The 17,829-nt window shown below is 66.9% G+C and carries 13 protein-coding genes; 6 read left to right on the plus strand and 7 right to left on the minus strand.

Annotation, left to right across the window (positions count from 1 at the left end):
• Positions 1-302 precede the first annotated feature (302 nt).
• The gene (locus KF688_00390) at positions 303-2,753 is read left to right on the plus strand and encodes a hypothetical protein (GenBank protein ID MBX3424109.1); all 2,451 of its coding nucleotides are present in this window, start codon (positions 303-305) and stop codon (positions 2,751-2,753) included.
• A 180-nt stretch (positions 2,754-2,933) separates the two neighbouring features.
• Here KF688_00390 and KF688_00395 read toward each other — a convergent pair whose 3' ends face one another.
• Entirely contained in the window at positions 2,934-3,947 is a 1,014-nt protein-coding gene (locus tag KF688_00395; protein MBX3424110.1) for a sugar phosphate isomerase/epimerase, read from the minus strand.
• Positions 3,948-4,029: 82 nt separating this feature from the next.
• Complete coding sequence (queF, locus tag KF688_00400; protein MBX3424111.1) at positions 4,030-4,413, minus strand: preQ(1) synthase; 384 nt, start codon at positions 4,411-4,413, stop codon at positions 4,030-4,032.
• A 165-nt stretch (positions 4,414-4,578) separates the two neighbouring features.
• Here queF and queC point away from each other — a divergent pair, with 165 nt between their 5' ends.
• The 3 genes from queC to KF688_00415 all read left to right on the plus strand — a co-directional run bounded on the left by queC (position 4,579) and on the right by KF688_00415 (position 7,414).
• Positions 4,579-5,301, plus strand: a complete 723-nt coding sequence (gene queC, locus KF688_00405; protein MBX3424112.1) for a 7-cyano-7-deazaguanine synthase QueC — start codon at positions 4,579-4,581, stop codon at positions 5,299-5,301.
• A gap of 213 nt (positions 5,302-5,514) precedes the next feature.
• Entirely contained in the window at positions 5,515-6,201 is a 687-nt protein-coding gene (locus KF688_00410; GenBank protein MBX3424113.1) for a 7-carboxy-7-deazaguanine synthase QueE, read from the plus strand.
• Positions 6,202-6,310: 109 nt separating this feature from the next.
• On the plus strand, positions 6,311-7,414 hold the full coding sequence (locus KF688_00415) for an esterase family protein (GenBank protein MBX3424114.1): 1,104 nt from the start codon (positions 6,311-6,313) through the stop codon (positions 7,412-7,414).
• Between the two features lie 120 nt (positions 7,415-7,534).
• On the opposite strand, the gene KF688_00420 is transcribed toward KF688_00415, so the two are convergent.
• The 5 genes from KF688_00420 to purD all read right to left on the minus strand — a co-directional run bounded on the left by KF688_00420 (position 7,535) and on the right by purD (position 14,975).
• Complete coding sequence (locus tag KF688_00420) at positions 7,535-8,659, minus strand: hypothetical protein (protein ID MBX3424115.1); 1,125 nt, start codon at positions 8,657-8,659, stop codon at positions 7,535-7,537.
• Between the two features lie 106 nt (positions 8,660-8,765).
• Positions 8,766-12,239, minus strand: coding sequence for an ABC transporter permease (locus KF688_00425; GenBank protein MBX3424116.1), 3,474 nt, complete (start codon positions 12,237-12,239; stop codon positions 8,766-8,768).
• A gap of 206 nt (positions 12,240-12,445) precedes the next feature.
• Positions 12,446-12,832, minus strand: coding sequence for a hypothetical protein (locus KF688_00430; GenBank protein ID MBX3424117.1), 387 nt, complete (start codon positions 12,830-12,832; stop codon positions 12,446-12,448).
• Between the two features lie 187 nt (positions 12,833-13,019).
• Positions 13,020-13,544: a hypothetical protein gene (locus KF688_00435; GenBank protein MBX3424118.1), complete on the minus strand. Its 525-nt coding sequence runs from the start codon at positions 13,542-13,544 to the stop codon at positions 13,020-13,022.
• Positions 13,545-13,700: 156 nt separating this feature from the next.
• Positions 13,701-14,975, minus strand: a complete 1,275-nt coding sequence (gene purD, locus KF688_00440; GenBank protein MBX3424119.1) for a phosphoribosylamine--glycine ligase — start codon at positions 14,973-14,975, stop codon at positions 13,701-13,703.
• A gap of 839 nt (positions 14,976-15,814) precedes the next feature.
• Between purD and KF688_00445 the strand changes: the two genes are divergently transcribed.
• Positions 15,815-16,846 (plus strand): ubiquinol-cytochrome c reductase iron-sulfur subunit, encoded by a 1,032-nt coding sequence (locus KF688_00445; GenBank protein MBX3424120.1) that lies wholly within the window; start codon positions 15,815-15,817, stop codon positions 16,844-16,846.
• A gap of 105 nt (positions 16,847-16,951) precedes the next feature.
• A complete protein-coding gene (locus KF688_00450) occupies positions 16,952-17,728 on the plus strand; it encodes a cytochrome b N-terminal domain-containing protein (GenBank protein ID MBX3424121.1) in 777 nt (258 codons plus the stop codon).
• The last annotated feature ends 101 nt before the right edge of the window (positions 17,729-17,829 follow it).

The raw sequence follows: 17,829 nt of genomic DNA on the forward strand, positions 1-17,829 counted from the left end.
TTTTTCGGCATCTCTGTTATCGGCGGAGGGTCCGGGGCTCTTGATCCGAACCGGCGGATTCCAGCGAGATTGACGGTCTTGCGACCTGCGCTGCGGGAGACCGGCGCCTGATCGCGATGTCGATACCGAAAGTCGCTCCGCCGAAAATCAGGGGAATGCAACGACGCGGGCGTAACCTAGCCTTTCGTGTCGCAGACCACGCGTCGCGGGCCGAGCTTGCGCCTGGAGCCCCCCGGGCATACGGCCGTTATCGACCGCCGGCATGCTTCGCCCGTTACTACTCGCCCTGCACTGTTCGCGTTGTGAGCACGACTCTTTGCCAACCTGAGCACCGCACGACGACCGCCGAGGGCGGCTTGGCGCTCGAAGTGCGCCTCGTCGGCAAGCCCGGCGAACGATATCTCCTGCGACCGGGCAAGAACACGTTCGGATCGAGCCCGCGCTGCGACCTGCGGCTGACCGGTCCTGAGATGCGACCGCTCCACGGACTTGTGACTTGCGACGGCGAGGCCGTACGGGTCAACCGCTGGGCGCCCGGGCTGCAACTCAACGGCGCCGACTTCGTCGAAAGCGCCCTCGAAGTGGGCGATCGCCTGACCATCGGCTCGGCGGCCCTGGAATTGGTCGCCGCAAACGCCCCAGTTCGGCCTGAGCGTGCGCCCGCTCCGGGGCCGGCTCGGTTGCGATCCGCGGCGCCGAAGCAGTCCGCGCGGGCCGTCGCCGAGACGGCCTCGCCGAACCAGCCGATCGCCCCGGCGACGACGGAAGCGCCAAAGCCGAATTGCTCGGCCAGTCAGGCGTTCACCGATGCGCTGCTGGCCCGGACTTGGACCCGGCAGTCGCGGCGCGGGGAGTTGGCTCGCCGGTTGGTCGACACGCTGCGCGAGACGCGCCGCCGCGTCGATTCGTTGTCGACCAAATCCGCCGAATTGGAGCAGCAACTCGCCGCCGCGCTGAACGAGCGGACCCGGACGCTCGAACAGCAGGGAGAACTGCAGCAACGGCTGGTCGCGGCTCAAGCTAGCGTCGCCGAAGCGATTGCCTGGCGCCAACAGGTGCAGGCCGACCTTGCTGCTCAACAGAGCCAGGCCGCTGAAGCCGCGGCCCGCAGCGCCGAGCGGATCGCCGCGTTGGAGTCGGAACTTGCCGACGAGGCGACATCCCGCGACGCCGAGGCCGCGGAACGGCACGCGACCGAGCTGGCCGCCGCCCGCCGACAACTTGCCGACAGCGAGACTCGCGTCGCCGACCTGACGGCCGAACTGGCGGCCTGCCGCGATGCGCTGACAAACGCCGAACAGTCCGTCCAGACCTTGACGTCGTCGGTCGCCAAGCTCGAAGGCGAGCTGATCGCTTCGGCCGAGGAAACCAGTCGGCTGGTCGCGACCGTCGCCGCGGCGAAGTCGCAGGGCGCCGAAGCCGCGGACGCTCGGATCACGGAAGCCGAATCCGCGCTGGCGGAGGTGCGGCACGATCTGGCGAAATCGTGCGAGGAGAACGCCCGCTTGGCCGACGAAGTCGCCTCGCTCCGCGAGGTGCTCGAATCGTCGCAGGTTGCGCTGGCTGTCGCGAAGAGCGAAGCCGTCGCGAGCGAAGCCAAACTGCATGCGGTGCTTGTCGAACGCGACCAGCACTCCGTCGAGCGGCAGCAGGCCGAGGCCCGCGCCGCCGCGGCAGAGCAGCGCGAATGGCAACTGGGGGAAAAGGTCGAACAATTGCGGACTCGGCTCGATGCGATCGTCTCGCCGCCGGCGCCGCTGGAGGCCGCTGCCGAGTCCTCAGCGCCCTCGACGATCAGCGAGTCGACGGCAGGGGCGGACGAGACCGACGCAACTTCTGCCGCAATCGCGCGGTTGCGCGCCGCCTCGTTGCGGCAGGAGAAGGAACTCGACGCAGATGAAGTCGTTCGCGAATCGGCCGAGCCGGCTTCGGATCCCCGCGACGCACAACCGGCGGCGGGCGAAGTCTTATCCGCTGAAGTCAGGGGTCACGAATCCCCTTCGTTCATCGATCGGTATCGCCATCTGCTGGAGGACGAGGATCAGGAACTTGGCGGAGCCGCGACGAGATCGCCGTTATCGCTTCCGTCCCAGTCTGCGCCGACCGAACCGCCGGCGAGCGAGGACGTCCCTTCGGACGACGATGCGGCCTTGCAGGCTTACATGGAGCAAATGATGCGTCGCGTCCGCGGCGAATCGTCGATCGAGGTCGCCGAGCGTTCACGGATCGCCGGCGCGGGGCTGCAAACCGAGGGTCTGCTCGACGAAGATATCGAGTGCGCTCCCTCGGTTCGGGAGCAGGGGAACGCCGTTGCTGCGATCCACGACGAGCAGTCGCCGCAAGTTCCGCTTGACCTCGAGTCGATTGGTCGTTCGACGAGCAAACCGTCGTTGCCCACCGACCTCAACGCTCTTCGCGAACTGGCCAACAGTTCGGCTCGCAATGCGATTGCCAAGCATCGCAAAGAGCGGCTTGCCGAATTGGTCGTCGGGAAGGTGATTATCGCCAGCCTCGCCTTGGGATTGGCGGCTTGGCTGATCGTGACGAGCGAGTCGATCGACAGCATGAGTTTCTTGGGCGGTTGTGAAATCGCCGTTCTGGGGGCCTGGGCCTTGTGGCGACTGCTCATGAACATCCTCTCCGCCGCGGCCGACCAAGTGCGCCCGGCGCACAAAGCGAATCGCACCGAACGACTCGTCGAGCCCGCCGGCGACTCCGGCGCGGCTGCGGCGCTTCCCGACGAGCGCGGGTAGCATGGCGGCGCTGCGCGAGGACCGCCGATAACGCGGATCGCCAGGGATCCTGTCGGAGTCACCTGGTCTCCGACGCAGGCAGAGCATGTCCCCCACGAGTCGCAGCCTGTAGACGGCATCGATGCGCGGCGAACCTCGTGCGATCCGCGGCAGTCCGGAATATCAATCAGCGCTGAATCGCTAGAATCCCCGCGCCGCTTTGACGTCGTCGAAGTCGCGCAGGTGGTAGTCGATGCCGACGAAGTCGAGCACGCGCGTCAGGCCTCGCAGTGCGACGCTCATGCCGTCGGGGCCGCTGAACCCGCCGTACTGCCCGCCCCCTTTGAGGTGCGGCTCCAGGTCGAGAATCACGCCGGGAATGCCGCGCTTCTTGAGCCGCTTCTCCAGCTTGGGGATCTCCAGCTTGAAGTCGGCGAGGATCTGGGCGTGCCCGCTGTCGCCGGCGTCGGCCGGGACAAAGTGCGACAGGGCGTCCTCGTCGACGTGCCCAATCGGGCGATCGACCTTCGGCGCCAAATAGTCCTTGATATGCATCCAGCCGACGCTTGGCTTCATCACGCGGTACTGCTCGAACGTCTGCTGGGTGTCGTAACCCTGACAGACGATGTTGGCGCCGTCGAAGATCGTCACCATCGCCGGGTGGTTCACCTTGCGATGCAACTCGGCCATGAGCTGGCCGTTTTGCCCGACGAGATTCGCCTCGACCTCGAGACCGAAAGTGAGGTCGCTCTTGTGGCAGATTTCGGCGATCTGCCCGAGTTGGTCGACCGTTTGGGAGAGATGCTCCCACGGGTCGGCCCCGCGCGGGTGGTAGAACGAGAACCCGCGGATGAGCTTCGTCTCGAACGCATGGGCCAGTTCACAGGCCTTCTTCACTTCGCCGGCGAGGTACTTCTTGAACGGGACGAAGCGGTTCTTCGTGCCGTCCTCGACGTCGAGGAGTTTGACCTTGCCGATCGGCGAACCGATCGAGGCGACGTTCATGCCGAACTCGTCCTCCTCGTGTCGCAGCTTGGTGATCTCGGACTTGGTGAGGTCCATGACGTTCTTGACGCCGCTCCCCACGTCGACAAACCGCAGGCTGTAGTACTGCAGCCCCAGCGCCGCCAGCGCGGCGAACTGCTCGGCCGCGGTCTTGTGAATCGCCGCTTCGTCGCCGAAGGCCGAGAGGATGACGCTAGGGTTGGTCGACATGAGGAATCGCTTTCGATAGGAGCGAGCCGAACGCGGCGTCGGGCGTTTTGCTTCGGGTGAAGCCTGACGCAGCGAGTTCGGATCATTTCATGGGAATGCCTGGGGCGGATTCAATCGACGCCGCGTATTGGGCCGTGACGGTCTCGGTGATGCCGCCGCGGGCGTTGAATCGCGCCTCGACCTTCATCCGTCGCGGTTCGAGCGTCGAAGCGAGATCTTCGAGGATGACATTGGCGACGTTCTCGTAGAAGATCCCTTCGTTCCGGAAGCTCTGCAGGTAAAACTTCAGGCTCTTCAATTCGACGCACTTCGCGTCCGGCGTGTAGGCGATCGTCACCGTGCCGAAATCGGGCTGACCCGTCTTGGGGCAGACCGACGTGAACTCGGGGGCCACGATTTCGATCTCGTAGTCCCGATGGGGGAACCGATTGTCAAAGGTTTCCAGCAGGCTGCGGGAGTCGCTCATGGTCGTCGGTCGGGGCAGGGCGGGGAAGGGACGGACAGGCAAAGCGAGGCCGCTGTCGCGGAACGGCCCATTGTGGCATGATAGAGCCGGCCCCGAAAGCCGTCCCGCTTCCGCGAGCGGGTGCGTCGCTCGGCCCCAGGGGGGATAATTCGCTGGACCGGACGAATGCCCGAGAATCCTCAACGCTCCGAACCGCGCCGAGCGGTGATCCTGCTCTCCGGCGGGCTCGACTCGGCCACCGTGGGCGCAATCGCCCGGCGCGAGGGGTACGCGCTCTACGCTCTTAGCGTCGACTACGGGCAACGACATCGGTTCGAGTTGGACAGCGCCGCCCGCGTCGCCGCCGCGCTCGGGGTCGTCGAGCGCCGCGTGCTGACGATCGACTTGGCGGCCCTGGGAGGAAGCGCTTTGACCGCCGACATCGCCGTGCCGCAGGGGCGCAGCGACGACGAAATCGCTCACGGCATCCCAGTGACCTACGTGCCGGCGCGGAACACCGTGATGCTGTCGCTGGCCCTGGGCTACGCCGAAGTCGTCGGCGCCGCGGACTTGTTCATCGGGGTCAACGCGGTCGACTACAGCGGCTACCCCGACTGCCGGCCGGAGTTCATCGCTGCGTTCGAGCGGGTGGCGAACCTGGCGACCAAGGCGGGGGTCGAGGGGGAACTGGCGTTTCGAATCCACACGCCGCTGATCAATTTGACCAAGGCCGAGATCATCCGTCGCGGCGCCGAGTTGGGGGTCGACTACGCCCTGACTCACACCTGCTACGCTCCGAACGACCTCGGCCAACCCTGCGGCCGCTGCGACGCCTGTCAACTGCGGCTCAAAGGTTTTGCCGAGGCGGGACTCAACGATCCGGTGCAGTATGCGGGATGTACAAGCTAACTATGCAGGCGCGCAGTGAGCGACGCGAACACAGTTGGCCACGAACTCGCAGCAATAAGAAAAGAACAATACGCTTGTGGCTGGCATGATGACAACCGAAGGCGGACAGCTTCAGGCCAGGGGCAAGGCCTTGCAAGGATCACTCGGACATGACTGTATCAGAGCAACCGGCGCCTGCTCGCACTTTGTGACTTGGCGGCAAGGATCCTCTCGATGAAGATCGCTGAGATCTACAAATCGATTCAAGGCGAAGGCCGGCTCACGGGGACGGTCAGCGTGTTCGTGCGCGCCAGCGGGTGCAACTTGCGGTGCTGGTTTTGCGATACGCCGTTCGCCTCGTGGGCGCCCGAAGGACAGGACTTCGCCGTCGACGAGATCGTCGCCGAGGTCGAGGAGTGGGACGCCTCGCACGTGGTCCTCACAGGGGGCGAGCCGATGCTGTTCGCCGAACTGATCCCGCTTTGTCAGCGGCTGCGGGCGCGGGGTCGGCACGTGACGATCGAGACGGCCGGCACGCTTTATCTGCCGGTCGAGTGCGATTTGATGTCGATCAGCCCCAAGTTGTCGGGGAGCGCCCCCCGCGGCCGCGAGCATGCAAGTTGGGCTCGGCGCCACGAACGCGAGCGGATGAAGCCGGCGGTGCTGACGCGGCTGATCTCGCAATACGAACACCAACTCAAATTCGTGATCGATTCCCCCGAGGAGATCGAGGAGGTTCGCGCGCTGCTGGCGTCGCTTCCGCCGATCGACCCGTGCCGCGTCTTGCTCATGCCTCAAGCCCGTACCGCGGAGGAAGCGCAGCAGCACGCCGCGTGGCTCGAACCGCTCTGCGACGCGGAAGGCTGGAGCTATTGTCCGCGAATGCAGTTGGAATGGTTCGGCGCCGTCCGCGGAACGTGAACGTGAAGACAGCCGGAAGCCGTCTCGGGGCGCCCCTCTCGGCAATGGAGAGGGCTGGCAATCAGCGCTCAACATTGCCTTTTCCAAGACTTCTCGCTGCGAGGTCGTCATGCCGCCGCTTGTCCGCTTTGCGCTGGCCTTGTTCGTCTGCTGCGTTTCGCTCGATCGCGCCGCCGTTGCGCAGCGACGCGCGAGCCCCGTTCGATCGCCGACCGCCAAGGCCTTTGACCACATGACGCGCCTGGCCGACGGCGAGCTTCCACCCGCGGGCGCGGAAGGGGATTTCATACTCGGCCCGACCCACCCGGCGGCGCCTGAAATGAAGCCGCAGCCAGGCGTGCCGCGGGGACGCATCGTGCGGTTCACGATGGACTCGGCCGAGAGCAAGATTTACCAGGGGATCGCCCGCGATCCAGGGACGTTCGGCACGCCCGATCCAGACGATCCCGCGAAGCTGATCGTGACGACCAGCCGCCCGGCCCCGTACACGCGCAAGGTGGCCGTCTACGTGCCGCACGGATATCAACCGGGGACGAAAGCTCCGCTCTTGGTCGGGGCCGACGGGCCGGACGAAGCCCTCTTCACGGCGCTCGACAACCTGATCGCCGCGGGGCGCCTGCCTCCGCTGGTGGCCGTGTCGATCGGCAACGGGGGCGGCGATGCGCAGGGAAGCCAGCGCGGCCTCGAGTACGACACGATGAGCGGCCTGTACGCCGAATTCGTCGAGACCGAGGTGCTGCCGCAGGCGAGGCAGCGCTGCGGCGTCGAACTGACCGCCGATCCCGACGGGCGGGCGACGATGGGGTGCAGCTCGGGCGCTTCCTGTGCGCTGGCGATGGCGTGGTACAGGCCCGACCTGTATCGCCGCGTCCTCTCCTACTCCGGCACGTTCGTCAACCAGCAATGGCCTCCCAGTCCGGAGACTCCGCACGGAGCGTGGGAATTCCACGAACGGCTGATTCCCGAGAGCCCCGCCAAGCCGCTGCGGATCTGGCTCGAGGCGAGCGACCGCGATCTCCTCAACCCCAATGTGATGAACGACGGCATGCACGATTGGGTGGAGGCGAATCTGCGCATGGCCTCCGCGCTGGCGGCGAAGAAGTACCGCTACCAGTTCGTTTTCGCTCAGAACGCCGGGCACTGCGACTGGCCGGTCAAGCAGCAGACGTTGCCGGCCGCGCTGGAGTGGGTATGGCTCGGATACGAACCTTAAACTCTCGTGCTTTGAACCAGGCTAGATTTTGGGTGGGGAACGGCGCTACATCTCTCTCTGTCAACAGGTTGCGTCGTCCGCAGCCCAAAAGACTCGAACTGACGCAGCGCAAGGGTTTGATCAGCCGTTTCCAGCCTCTGCGGGAGAGGCCGGGGGAGCCGGCGGGGTCGGCGCTTTCTCGACCAACTTCGGGGGCGGGCCTCCCTTGGGGGCGAACACCAGCACGATCGCCGCCCCGGCCACGACCAGGATCAGCCCGGCCAGAAAGATCGGGTGCACCTCGCCCCACAGTCCCCCGACGAGCGTCGTGGTCATGGTGTTGACGACCGGCGCCCCGCCGAACACCAGCGGCATCACATACACTGGCTTGCCGCCGAAATTGAACGCGAGGATGATTCCCAGGGCCCCGAACGCCCCCGCGGCGCCGGCCAGCAAGCTCCACAGCGTGCCGCTGAAGTTCCACGTGCTCGCCTCGCCCGTGGGACTGGCGGCGAGCATCAGATTGGGCAAGATCACGGCGATCAGAAAGTAGGCCAGCCCCACGCAAATCAGCGGCCGCAGCCGGCTGTGGTGCATGGCGGCTTGCCCTCTGTGGAGCACCGGTCCATAAGCGCCCCAGCAGACGACCGCCGTGGCGATCGACAAGATCTGCAGGACGAACTGCGATGCGCCTCGTTCGGCCCGCTCGACGACGGTCGGCTTCTTCGCGTCCGCGCCGGCTTCGTCGGCTGTGGCGCCGGCGGTCGCGGGCTGCGCGGGCTTGTCCGACTTCTGCGGGGCGAAGACCAGCACCGTCACTGCGCCCAACAGCACCATCACCAGCCCGGCGAGAAACAGCGGGCCGACTTCTTTCAGTTTGCGGGCGAGGTAGATCGTCAAGAACGAATTGACGACTGGCGCCCCGCCGAACACCAGCGGCATGACGTAGATCGGCTTGCCGCCGAAGTTGAACGCCATGATGATTCCCAGCGCCCCCAGGGCCCCGAGTGCGCCGCCGGCGAGACTCCAGACGATCCCCGTCACCGACCAATCGCCCGCCTCGCCTCGCAGCCGTAGCCAGACGCTCGGCACAAGCACGCCGATCAGAAAGTAAGCCAGCCCGACGCAGATGAACGGCCGCAGTCGCGCCAGCTGCGCCGGGTCGGTCGACATGCCGTGTTGCCCCGCATGGAGCACCGGCCCGTAGACCCCCCAGCAGAAGATCGTCACGCCGAACGAGAGGATGATCAGCAGGAGGCTACGCATGACGATTCCTGGGGATTTGCGCTTCGCGGGGACCGGCCGAACGGCGATCCGACCTCAACTGTAAGGGGGCGTGGTCGATCCCGCCAGCGGCGACTTGTGCGAGGGTTCACTCCCCGCGAAGGGCCGGTAACAACGGCACGCGCAGCGCCTTTCGCGTGGCGACCCACCCCGCGGCGGTCCCGGCGACGGCGACTCCGGCGAGGAGCTTTGCCAGCAGCTGCCAGGGGACGCTTGCCCCCTGCGACCAAGCGTGGGGCAGGACCGCCGCCAGCGCGGCAAGGCAGCCGATCGCCAGCCCGCCGGCGAGCAACAGCACGTTCTCGCGGAGGACCATTTGCACCAGCCGGCGGCGCGAGAACCCCGCGGCCCGCATCAACGCCAGTTCGCCGCGGCGCTCGAGCATGCTGCGCAACTGCACGACCGCCAGCCCCGCGACACCCAACAGCAGCCCCAAGCCGCCGAGGCTTTGAAAGGTCGACAGGTACGTGTTCTGCACCGCCATGAGATCGGCCAGCCGCAGGCGGGCGTCCGTCGCGTCGAAGCCGAAGTCGTCGAGCTGCGATTCCAGGAACGCGGCGAGTTCCGCCGGATCGCGGTCGTCGTCGGAGGGCTCGGCGATCAGAAAGTAGCGACTCCCCGCCGCGCCAGGGTAGAGATCCAGGAATCGAGCTTCGCCCACGAGCACTTCCCCTTGCAGCACGCTGTTGGCGAGCATCGCGACGAGCTGGAACGTGCGCGTCTTGTCGCGTTCGTCGCGCAGCTCAAGCCGATCGCCGACGGCGTACAGTTTGAGGCTGTACATCGCCGTGTTGCGATCGAGGATCATCGGCACGACGGGAAGCCCGGCGTCGTCGACGCCTAGGTCAGCCTGAAGCAACTCCCAAGGCGAGACGCCGTCGGCAATCGCGGCGAAGTCCTTGGGGTCGGCGACAGGCCCCCAGGCGAACAAATCGTTCTCGGCGATCGACGGCGGCACGCCGATCACGCGGGGCTGGGCGGTTTGGAACAGGTTGAGGCAACTGGCATCCTCGCCGTCCCGGGCGCGGCAGCTCACGATGCGCACGCTTTTCAGACTCGCATCGTCCCGCGTGCTGAAGCCCAGTTGTCGCCGCCCTGCGCTGGTCCCCAGGTCGTACGGCAGCGGCAGGTCGGCCGTGGCCAGCAGACCGAACCCCCCCGTGCCCCGTTCGGTGGGGGCGAGGCGGAAGGCGCTCAGCGCAACGATCAAAAAGCTCGCCACAGCCGCCAGTCCAAGCGACAGTTGCGTGCGGCTCGGATTGCGTCGAGCGTTGCGGGCTGCGAGCCCGGCGAGCGACAGCGCCGTGAGCCGTTGGGCCGACGGGCGCCGCAGCACCCGCCGCACGGCTGCCAGGGCTGCGGTCAGGGCGAGCGCTCCGCTGCCGAAGAACGCGCCGGCTTGGGCTTCCCCTTCGAGACTTCGTCCGGCGTAGCTTAACCCCGCGGCGGCCAGTGCGGCGACGACGGCAGCCCACGGTCGAGCCCCCGCGGTCGGCACGCGTTCGTCGCGGGGCTGCGCGTCGCCGGCCAGCAGTTGCCGCGGCGGCAACTTGACCAGCTTGCGCAGGGACCAAGCCATCGCCGCCAGGGCGACGAGGATCGCCAGCCCGCCGCCGAGCGCCACGCTGCGACCCGTCCAGTGGAGCCGCAAGAACGGCGCGTTCGCCGCCGCGGCCCACCAGTGGTTGAGGCCGTAGATCATGAGCCGGGCGTAGCCGATTCCCCCCCCGGCGCCGATCGCCGCCCCGAGCGCCGCACCGAAGGCGCCCTCGGCGAGCGTCAACCGTCGCAAGGCGGCCGGGGCGAACCCCGCGGCGAGCAAGAGCCCCGACTCGGAGGCCCGCTGCTCGATCCCCAAACGAAACAAAAGCGCGATCAGCATCACGGCCGAGGCGACCAAGAACATGCTGAATCCCAAGAACAACCCGTCGAACGGCGTCGTTCCGCTTGCGGCGCGGAGCGCCGCTTCCTTTGCCGGCAGCAGCGTCATCCCCAGCGAGGGCGGATCAAGCCGCGCTTCCAATTCGGATTGCAGTTTGCCTGCCGTTGCGGTTGGATCTTCCTCAGCGGCGAGCGGGATCCGCACCACGCTGTCGGTCCCCCACCGCGATCCCCACAACCGCGCCGCCAGCGCGTGCGAGACAAACGCCTTGGGGGTCGTGCGGCGGGCGTCCCAGTACGCCTCGTCCGCGTCGCCGACCTTCTCGACGAGTTCGAAGGGCAGGTCCCAGTCGTCGATCGAGGCCTGATCGGTCACGCCGGGCAACTCGGGGGCGAACGCCGGGTCGGCCGCCGCCGTCGGGCGGCCCTCCGCGTCGGTCAGGGGCACGATCGCCCGCAGCGTGAGCGCCGCCGGAGGCGCCTCGCGCAACTCGCCGTGGGTCGTCTCGGGCAGGTAGTAGGTCACGGTCACCACGTCGCCGACCTTCGCCCCCAAGGCTTCCGCGGCCCAGTCGTTCAGCGCGATTTCGTCGTCGGCCAGCACGATCGGCTCCCCCGTGGCGTCCAGCAGCGGGCCGAGCGCTTCGGTCGAGTCGACCCCCGTGATCGTCGAGTAGGGGATCTTGCGCTCGCCGACGGCGATCGTGTTGGCCAAGTAGGTGACGGCGGGTTGCGCCCCGGCGTTGGCGAAGAGTTGCAGCGCCGTTTTTGCCGCTTCCGGAGGGAGCACCAGTCGTTCCGCCGCGAGCCGCATCGTCCCGCCCCGGGCGTTCTCGCCCCCGGCGATCGGCACGAGTGCAAGACCGTAGTCGTTCAGCGTCGGCCGGAGCGCGGATGCGACGGCGTCGCGCGCGGCCGCGTCGGCCAGCCGCCCGCGGGACGTGGCGAACAGCGCGACGTTCGCCCGCTGGGGAAGTTTGAGCAGAATCTGCAAACGCGCAAGCGGCACGAACGCGTTCCGCGGTTCCTGCTGCATCGGGCGGAGCGCGAACCGCATCATCGGTTCGTCCGCGGGGTCGACGACCGCAATGCGAAACCGCTGCGCGACGATCGCATCGTCCTTCTCCCCAAGAACGCTGTCGGAAGGCATCCCGTCGAGCGTGGGCAGTCGCAGGACCGCGACGTCGCCGTCGTTGGCGCCCAACTCCGCCGCGATTGCCGGCGACAGTGCGAGCTCCGCGCCGTCGGGAACGCCACGTCGAATTTCGCCAAGCGAATTCTGGCGATCGTCGTCGGACAATCGCCAGAATTCGCGTGGCACGCCGTAGACGACGAGTCCCGTGGCGCGACGAGCGGTTCGGCCCGCGCCGGCGACGAGCGTTCCGCGCGCGGTGAGCAGCGGGACGGTTTCCGAGAAGGCCACGGGCTGAGTGCCGTGACGTTGGGCCCGTTTGAGCGTCTCAGCCGCGAGTTGTTGACGGAACGGCTGTTCGGCGGTCAGCGCCGCATCGACCCGCCCCAAGCCGGCGAGAGCTCGGTCGCGCAGGCTCCCCCGGACCGAGTCCCCCACGACCAGCGCTCCGGTGATCACCGCTGCCGCAATCGCCACCCCGACCGCCACGGCCGCATGCGTGCGCCAGTAGTGACGCAGACTGGCCAACAGGAGGGAAAGCGAGGACATGGGAAGGGGCAGGCGGGGGAGGGAAGGGCGTGCGGCACGCGCAACTGGCCATGGACAACGGACCACGGACGACAGGCCGATAGCCCCGAGTCTCGCCCTTCGGCGTTCGTCGCTCAACCCGTTTCATGAAAAAACCCCGCGGTTGCCGGAGCAACCGCGGGGCTTCGTTGAGGGTGGCGATAGTTTCCCTGCGTCGAACGCGCCCGTTAGGCGACGTCCTTCTGGCAGCAGGCCGAACCGCAACCGCCGCCGCACTCGCAGCCGGTGCAATTGCAGGCTTCGCAGTTGCAGTCGGTGCATGTGCCGCTCGAGCAGCCGCACTCTTCGCACTTGCAGTCGGCTCCGCAGCAGCAAGCGGCGCTCGCGGCGAGGGTCGCTTGCCGGGCTTGATTGGCGCAGCACGTCGAGGACTTGCCGCACTGGCAATCCTCGCACTTGCAGTCGTCGCCGCAGTTGCCGTTGCAATCGCACGACGTGCACGAGCAGTCGCCCGCGGCGGTCTTGCCGGCGTTCTTGTCGGCCGACGCGGCGACCGCGAAGACGCCGACGGCCAGCAAGCCGAAACAGAGGCTCAAGAATTGAAACCTGGACATGGTAGATAACCTTTCTCTCATGGAACCGACGCCGCGCTCGGAGCAAATCCTTCGTAGCGCAGCACGGCAGGAATCGGATCGGAAAGTCACAGCGACGCAGCACGCGACGCCGGACGCACGCAATCGCTTCGAGCCCGCAGAAGGTTTGCGGGCTCGCAGATCGCCAGAGAGGCGATTCCTGCGCGCATTAATTCCGCCACACCGAGAGATAGGCGTGCCACCGCAACTGGCCCCCAGGCGGCTCGGCGCACAGGACGGCAGTGTCCAAAAGAGAGCTGTCGACCGCCACGGGCGACACGACCAGCGTCGTCGCCGGCGCTGCGTCGTGCCTTGGCAGGACGCGGGTTTCAACCGGTTCGTTTCCTTCGCGGAGGGGCGCCGGGCGATCGGAACTGATTCGGCACGGACATTCCCCGCTGCAGCCGCCGAGCAAGCAACCCAGCTTGCGGTCGGGCACACGCGAGTCGGCCCGAGCGGTGCCGAGGTTGTGCCGCGACTCGCAATCGCAGGCGCCTCGGCAGCACGACCCGGTGCTGGCCACGCGGCCCTGCGACGAACCGCAACACCCCGACTCCTTGGCAGCCGATCCCGCCGCGCTGGCGCACCCGAAGCATGTCCGCCCGGCCAAGGCCGTCAGCGGCGCGAGCAACACCGCTGACGTCGCGAAGACGATCAGCGTACGCAAGGCCAGCGATCGGCGGATGGTTTGCATAATCCGTGATACGGAGCGTGCAGGACGAGAGTTCGCGGCGAAGCGGTCATTGCCGGGAGCGATTCCCCGGCCTATTTCAACTGTAGGACTTCCCGCGAGACGAAGCAATGGAATTTGGCGGCCGTATCGGCTGCGCGGGTATGCCAGCGTACAGGCTCACGCCAAAGCCTTGTCGGCAATGTCCTTGCGGCACCAAGCCCCCTCCCAGCGGATGCATTTTACCGCGGAGTAGGCGGCCAGTTTCGCCTTGGCGATCGAATCGCCGATTCCCGTCACCCCCAGCACGCGCCCGCCGCTGGTCACCGGCTGGCCGTCCCGCAGCGTCGTGCCGGCGTGGAACACCTTCACGTCGGGGACCTCGGCCGCTTGCTCGAGGCCGCGGATCGGGCGTCCCTTTTCGTAGCTGCCGGGGTACCCCTCGCTGGCCATCACGACGCACACGGCAGGGCGCGGGTCCCAGTCGATCCGGCCCGCCTGCTCGAGCTTTCCCTCGGCGCATGCCAGGAGCAGAGGCAACAGGTCGCTGCGCATCCGCATCATCAGCGGCTGGCACTCAGGGTCGCCGAAGCGGACGTTGTACTCGAGCACCTTGATGCCCGAATTGGTGAGCATGAGTCCCGCGTAGAGCACTCCGCGAAACGGGCGCCGTGAACGCTTCATTTGGTGGACCGTCGGCACCAGCACGCGTTCTTCGATTGTGCGCAACAACTCGTCGGTAATGAGCGGCGTGGGGGAGAAGGCGCCCATCCCGCCGGTGTTGGGACCCCTGTCGCCGTCGTAGGCCGGCTTGTGATCCTGCGCGGCGGGGAGCGTGACGATCGTCCGTCCGTCGGTCAGCGCGAGCACGCTCGCCTCCTGGCCGATCAGTCGCTCCTCGATGACAAGCTGCCGGCCCGCGGCGCCAAACTCCCGATCCGCCGCGATCCTCCGCACGGCTTCGAGCGACTCCTTCGTGTTGTTGCAGACGATCACCCCTTTGCCGGCGGCGAGCCCGTCGGCCTTGACGACCACGGGCAGATCGTCGCGGGTCTGCAGATAGCGCTCGGCGCTCGCCGCATCAGCGAACGTGCGGTAATCGGCGGTCGGCACGTCGGCGGCGCGGAGCAGGTTCTTGCAGAACACCTTGCTCGCTTCCAACTCGGCGGCCTGCTTGCTCGGGCCGAACGCCAGGATTCCTGCGGCGGTGAACGCGTCGACGACCCCCGCAGCGAGCGGCGACTCGGGGCCGACGACGACGAGGCCGATGCGGTTCTCGCGGGCGAATTTCACCAGGGCGGGAACGTCGTCGTCGTCGATCGGCACGTTCTCGGCGTCCACCGCCGTGCCGGCGTTGCCGGGGGCGACGAACACGCGGTCCGCCAGCGGACTCTGTCCGAGCTTCCAGGCGAGGGAGTGCTCGCGCCCCCCGCCGCCGATGACCAACACGTTCATCCGTCGTCCCTTGTCGTGCGTCTCTTCTCACGCCTGCAAATTGCCGGGACCCGATTTTACGGGCCGACGCTGCGGGCAGGTAGCAGTCATTCACCGCGGGGAGTGACAAACCCGCAAGACATGCGGGCGGGAGAGCCAGCAGACCTGCAATATCTCATACTCCCGGGAATTGCCACAGAGGCACGGAAGACGCGGCCCTCGGCGCACGGATTCATTCGGGTCTTGCGCTTTGCGGAACCGCGACGGGACGCGAACAAGCCGGTCGGGCTCGGCGAACCTGTGCGTGAGAACGCGAGTCGCGTCACCATGTCGCACGGTTCGGCACGCTTGGGCCAGAGTGCAATCGTGTTGGCCGAGCCCTTCGCTTCGCGCAGTTCGCGGTTTCCTAAGCGGACCACAGTCACGCTCCGCTCCTGCTGCGCCGCGCCTCCGGTGGCGTCGTTTCGATTCACAATTTGAAGAGTCGGCGAAGGGATCAGCGTGGGAGAAGCTGCGCCGGTTGAATCGCTCGCCGCGAAATCGGTTCAACTGGTGCAGGGCACACTTCGCCCGTTCCGGCAGTTGGTGTAGACTGCCGCGACCGATAGGAAGGCCAGTCGCCCCATGGGCGGAAGATCGTCCACGGCGAGCGAAACCGCCCGCTGCGGCGCCAGCAGAGGTTGACAACCAAGCTCAGGAAGCTTACATCTTAACAGGATACATTGTGAAAAATGTCACAATGTGTCCTTAAGTGACTTACTGGCTTGGGTTTAGCTGCTTCGCCTCCCGGCGGCGGAGCGGGCCTGGTCGTTTTGTATCCTGCCCCAGCGAGGGTCGCCCCGTCAGTACGGGTCTCGACGATGGCTGATAAGAAAAAGATGTCGGTAGCGGACATGCTGGCTGCGGCTCGCAAGGCCGACGGCGGCGGATCGTCGTCGGCCGACTCGGCCGCAGACGCGACTCCTGCGCCGCCGGCTCCGGCCGAAACGGCCCCTGCGAGTGCGAGCCCGGCTAAGCCGATCCCCAAGCCGGGGGCTGCGGGGCGACCAAGTGCGGCCGACATTTTGGCGATGGCTCGCGCCGGCAAGGCCGCGGGCGCCGCGCCGGCTGCCGAGGCCCCGAAACCGGCTCCCAAGCCGGCCGCGGCTGACAAACCTGCGCCCGCTGCGAAGCCCAAGCCGGCCGCCGCGGCCACTTCCGAGCCCCGCGACACCGCGAGCATTCTCGCCGCGGCTCGGAAAAAAGAGCGTCCCGGCCCGGTCTCGAAGGCCGAGGCCGCCGGCGCTGCGAAGCCATCGCTGGCCGCCGCCGCCGCGAAGGCCAAACTGGCCGTCCCCCCGATGCCGCAGAAGCCGGACTACGCCAAGCCGAAGCCGGCCGGCAAAGCGGCGGTCGCCGCTGCGGGGCAAGACCGTCGCGGGTTTTTGGCGACGGGCTTCTGGGCCCTGGGGGGCGTCTCGGCCCTGTGGTCGCTTCTGGCGGTCCGATTCCTGTTCCCCAACGTCCTGCGCGAGCCCCCAAGCCGCTTCAAGGTCGGCTTCCCCGACGAGTACCCCACGGGTCTGGTCACCGAGAAGTTCAAGGCCCAGTACGGCGTGTGGATGGTCAACACCGAGTACAACGGCCAGCCGCAGATCGTGGCCCTGAAGACCGTGTGCACGCACCTGGGCTGCACGCCGAACTGGCTCGAAGCGGAGCAGAAGTACAAGTGCCCGTGCCACGGCAGCGGGTTCTACAAGGACGGGATCAACTTCGAGGGTCCCGCTCCTCGGCCGTTGGAGCGCTACGCGATTCGCGTCGCTGACGACGGCCAGATCGAAGTCGACAAGAGCCGCACCTTCCAGGAAGAAATGGGGCAGTGGAGCGATCCTGCCTGTTTCATTCCCGCCTGATTCGATCGTCGTCCCCTGCCGCCGGGCGTCGGTCGCCGTACCGCACCATCTCTTTTTAGCCAAGTTTTCCGCCTCTTGCCGGCGGACTAGCCACGCACAACGACTATGCCGGGTTTAGGCGAAACGATTCGCGAGTCGCAGATCTGGAAAAGCATTTTCCGCCACCCGATGCCCGTCGACCGACGGAATCGCATCGTGGTGATGCTGACCAACTTCTTCCTGCACCTTCATCCGGTGTCGATCAAGAAGCAAGGGATCGCCCTGTCGTACACTTGGTGCATGGGGGGAGTGACCTTCTTCCTGTTCCTGGTCGAGACCGTCACGGGCGTGCTGTTGATGTTCTACTACCGTCCCACGGTGCAGTGGGCGTACACCGACATCCAGATGCTGCGCGACGTCCACTCGCTAGGGATCTTGCGCGAGATCCATCGCTGGGGCGCCCATGCGATGGTCATCACGGTGTGGTTGCACATGTACCGGGTGTTTCTCACCGGCAGTTACAAGCCGCCGCGCGAGTTCAACTGGGTCGTCGGGGTGCTGCTCCTGCTGTTGACGCTGCTGTTGTCCTTCACCGGCTATCTGCTGCCGTGGGACCAGTTGGCGGTGTGGGCGATCACGGTGGGGTCGAACATGGCCCGCGCCCATCCTTTCCTGGGACATGAAGGCCCGGGGCAGCAGCTCCTGACCCTGGGCGGGGTCGACATGATCACCAACGCCTCCGACGCGCGGTTCGCCTTGCTTGGCGCCCGCGAGGTGGGCGAGGAAACGCTCAATCGGTTTTACATTTTGCATTGTATTGCCATCCCGCTCGGGGTGTCGCTGCTCTTGGCGATCCACTTCTGGCGGGTCCGCAAGGACGGCGGCATCAGCGGGCCGCTGTGAGAGAAGAGGGGAGAGGTCAGTGCTCGGAGGTCAGGGAGCGCGATCCCCGACCTCGATCGATTGGCGAACTCCCTCCCAGACCTCCCACCTCCGACCTCTAA

The sequence above is a fragment of the Pirellulales bacterium genome (assembly GCA_019636345.1).
Classification (GTDB): Bacteria; Planctomycetota; Planctomycetia; order Pirellulales; family Lacipirellulaceae.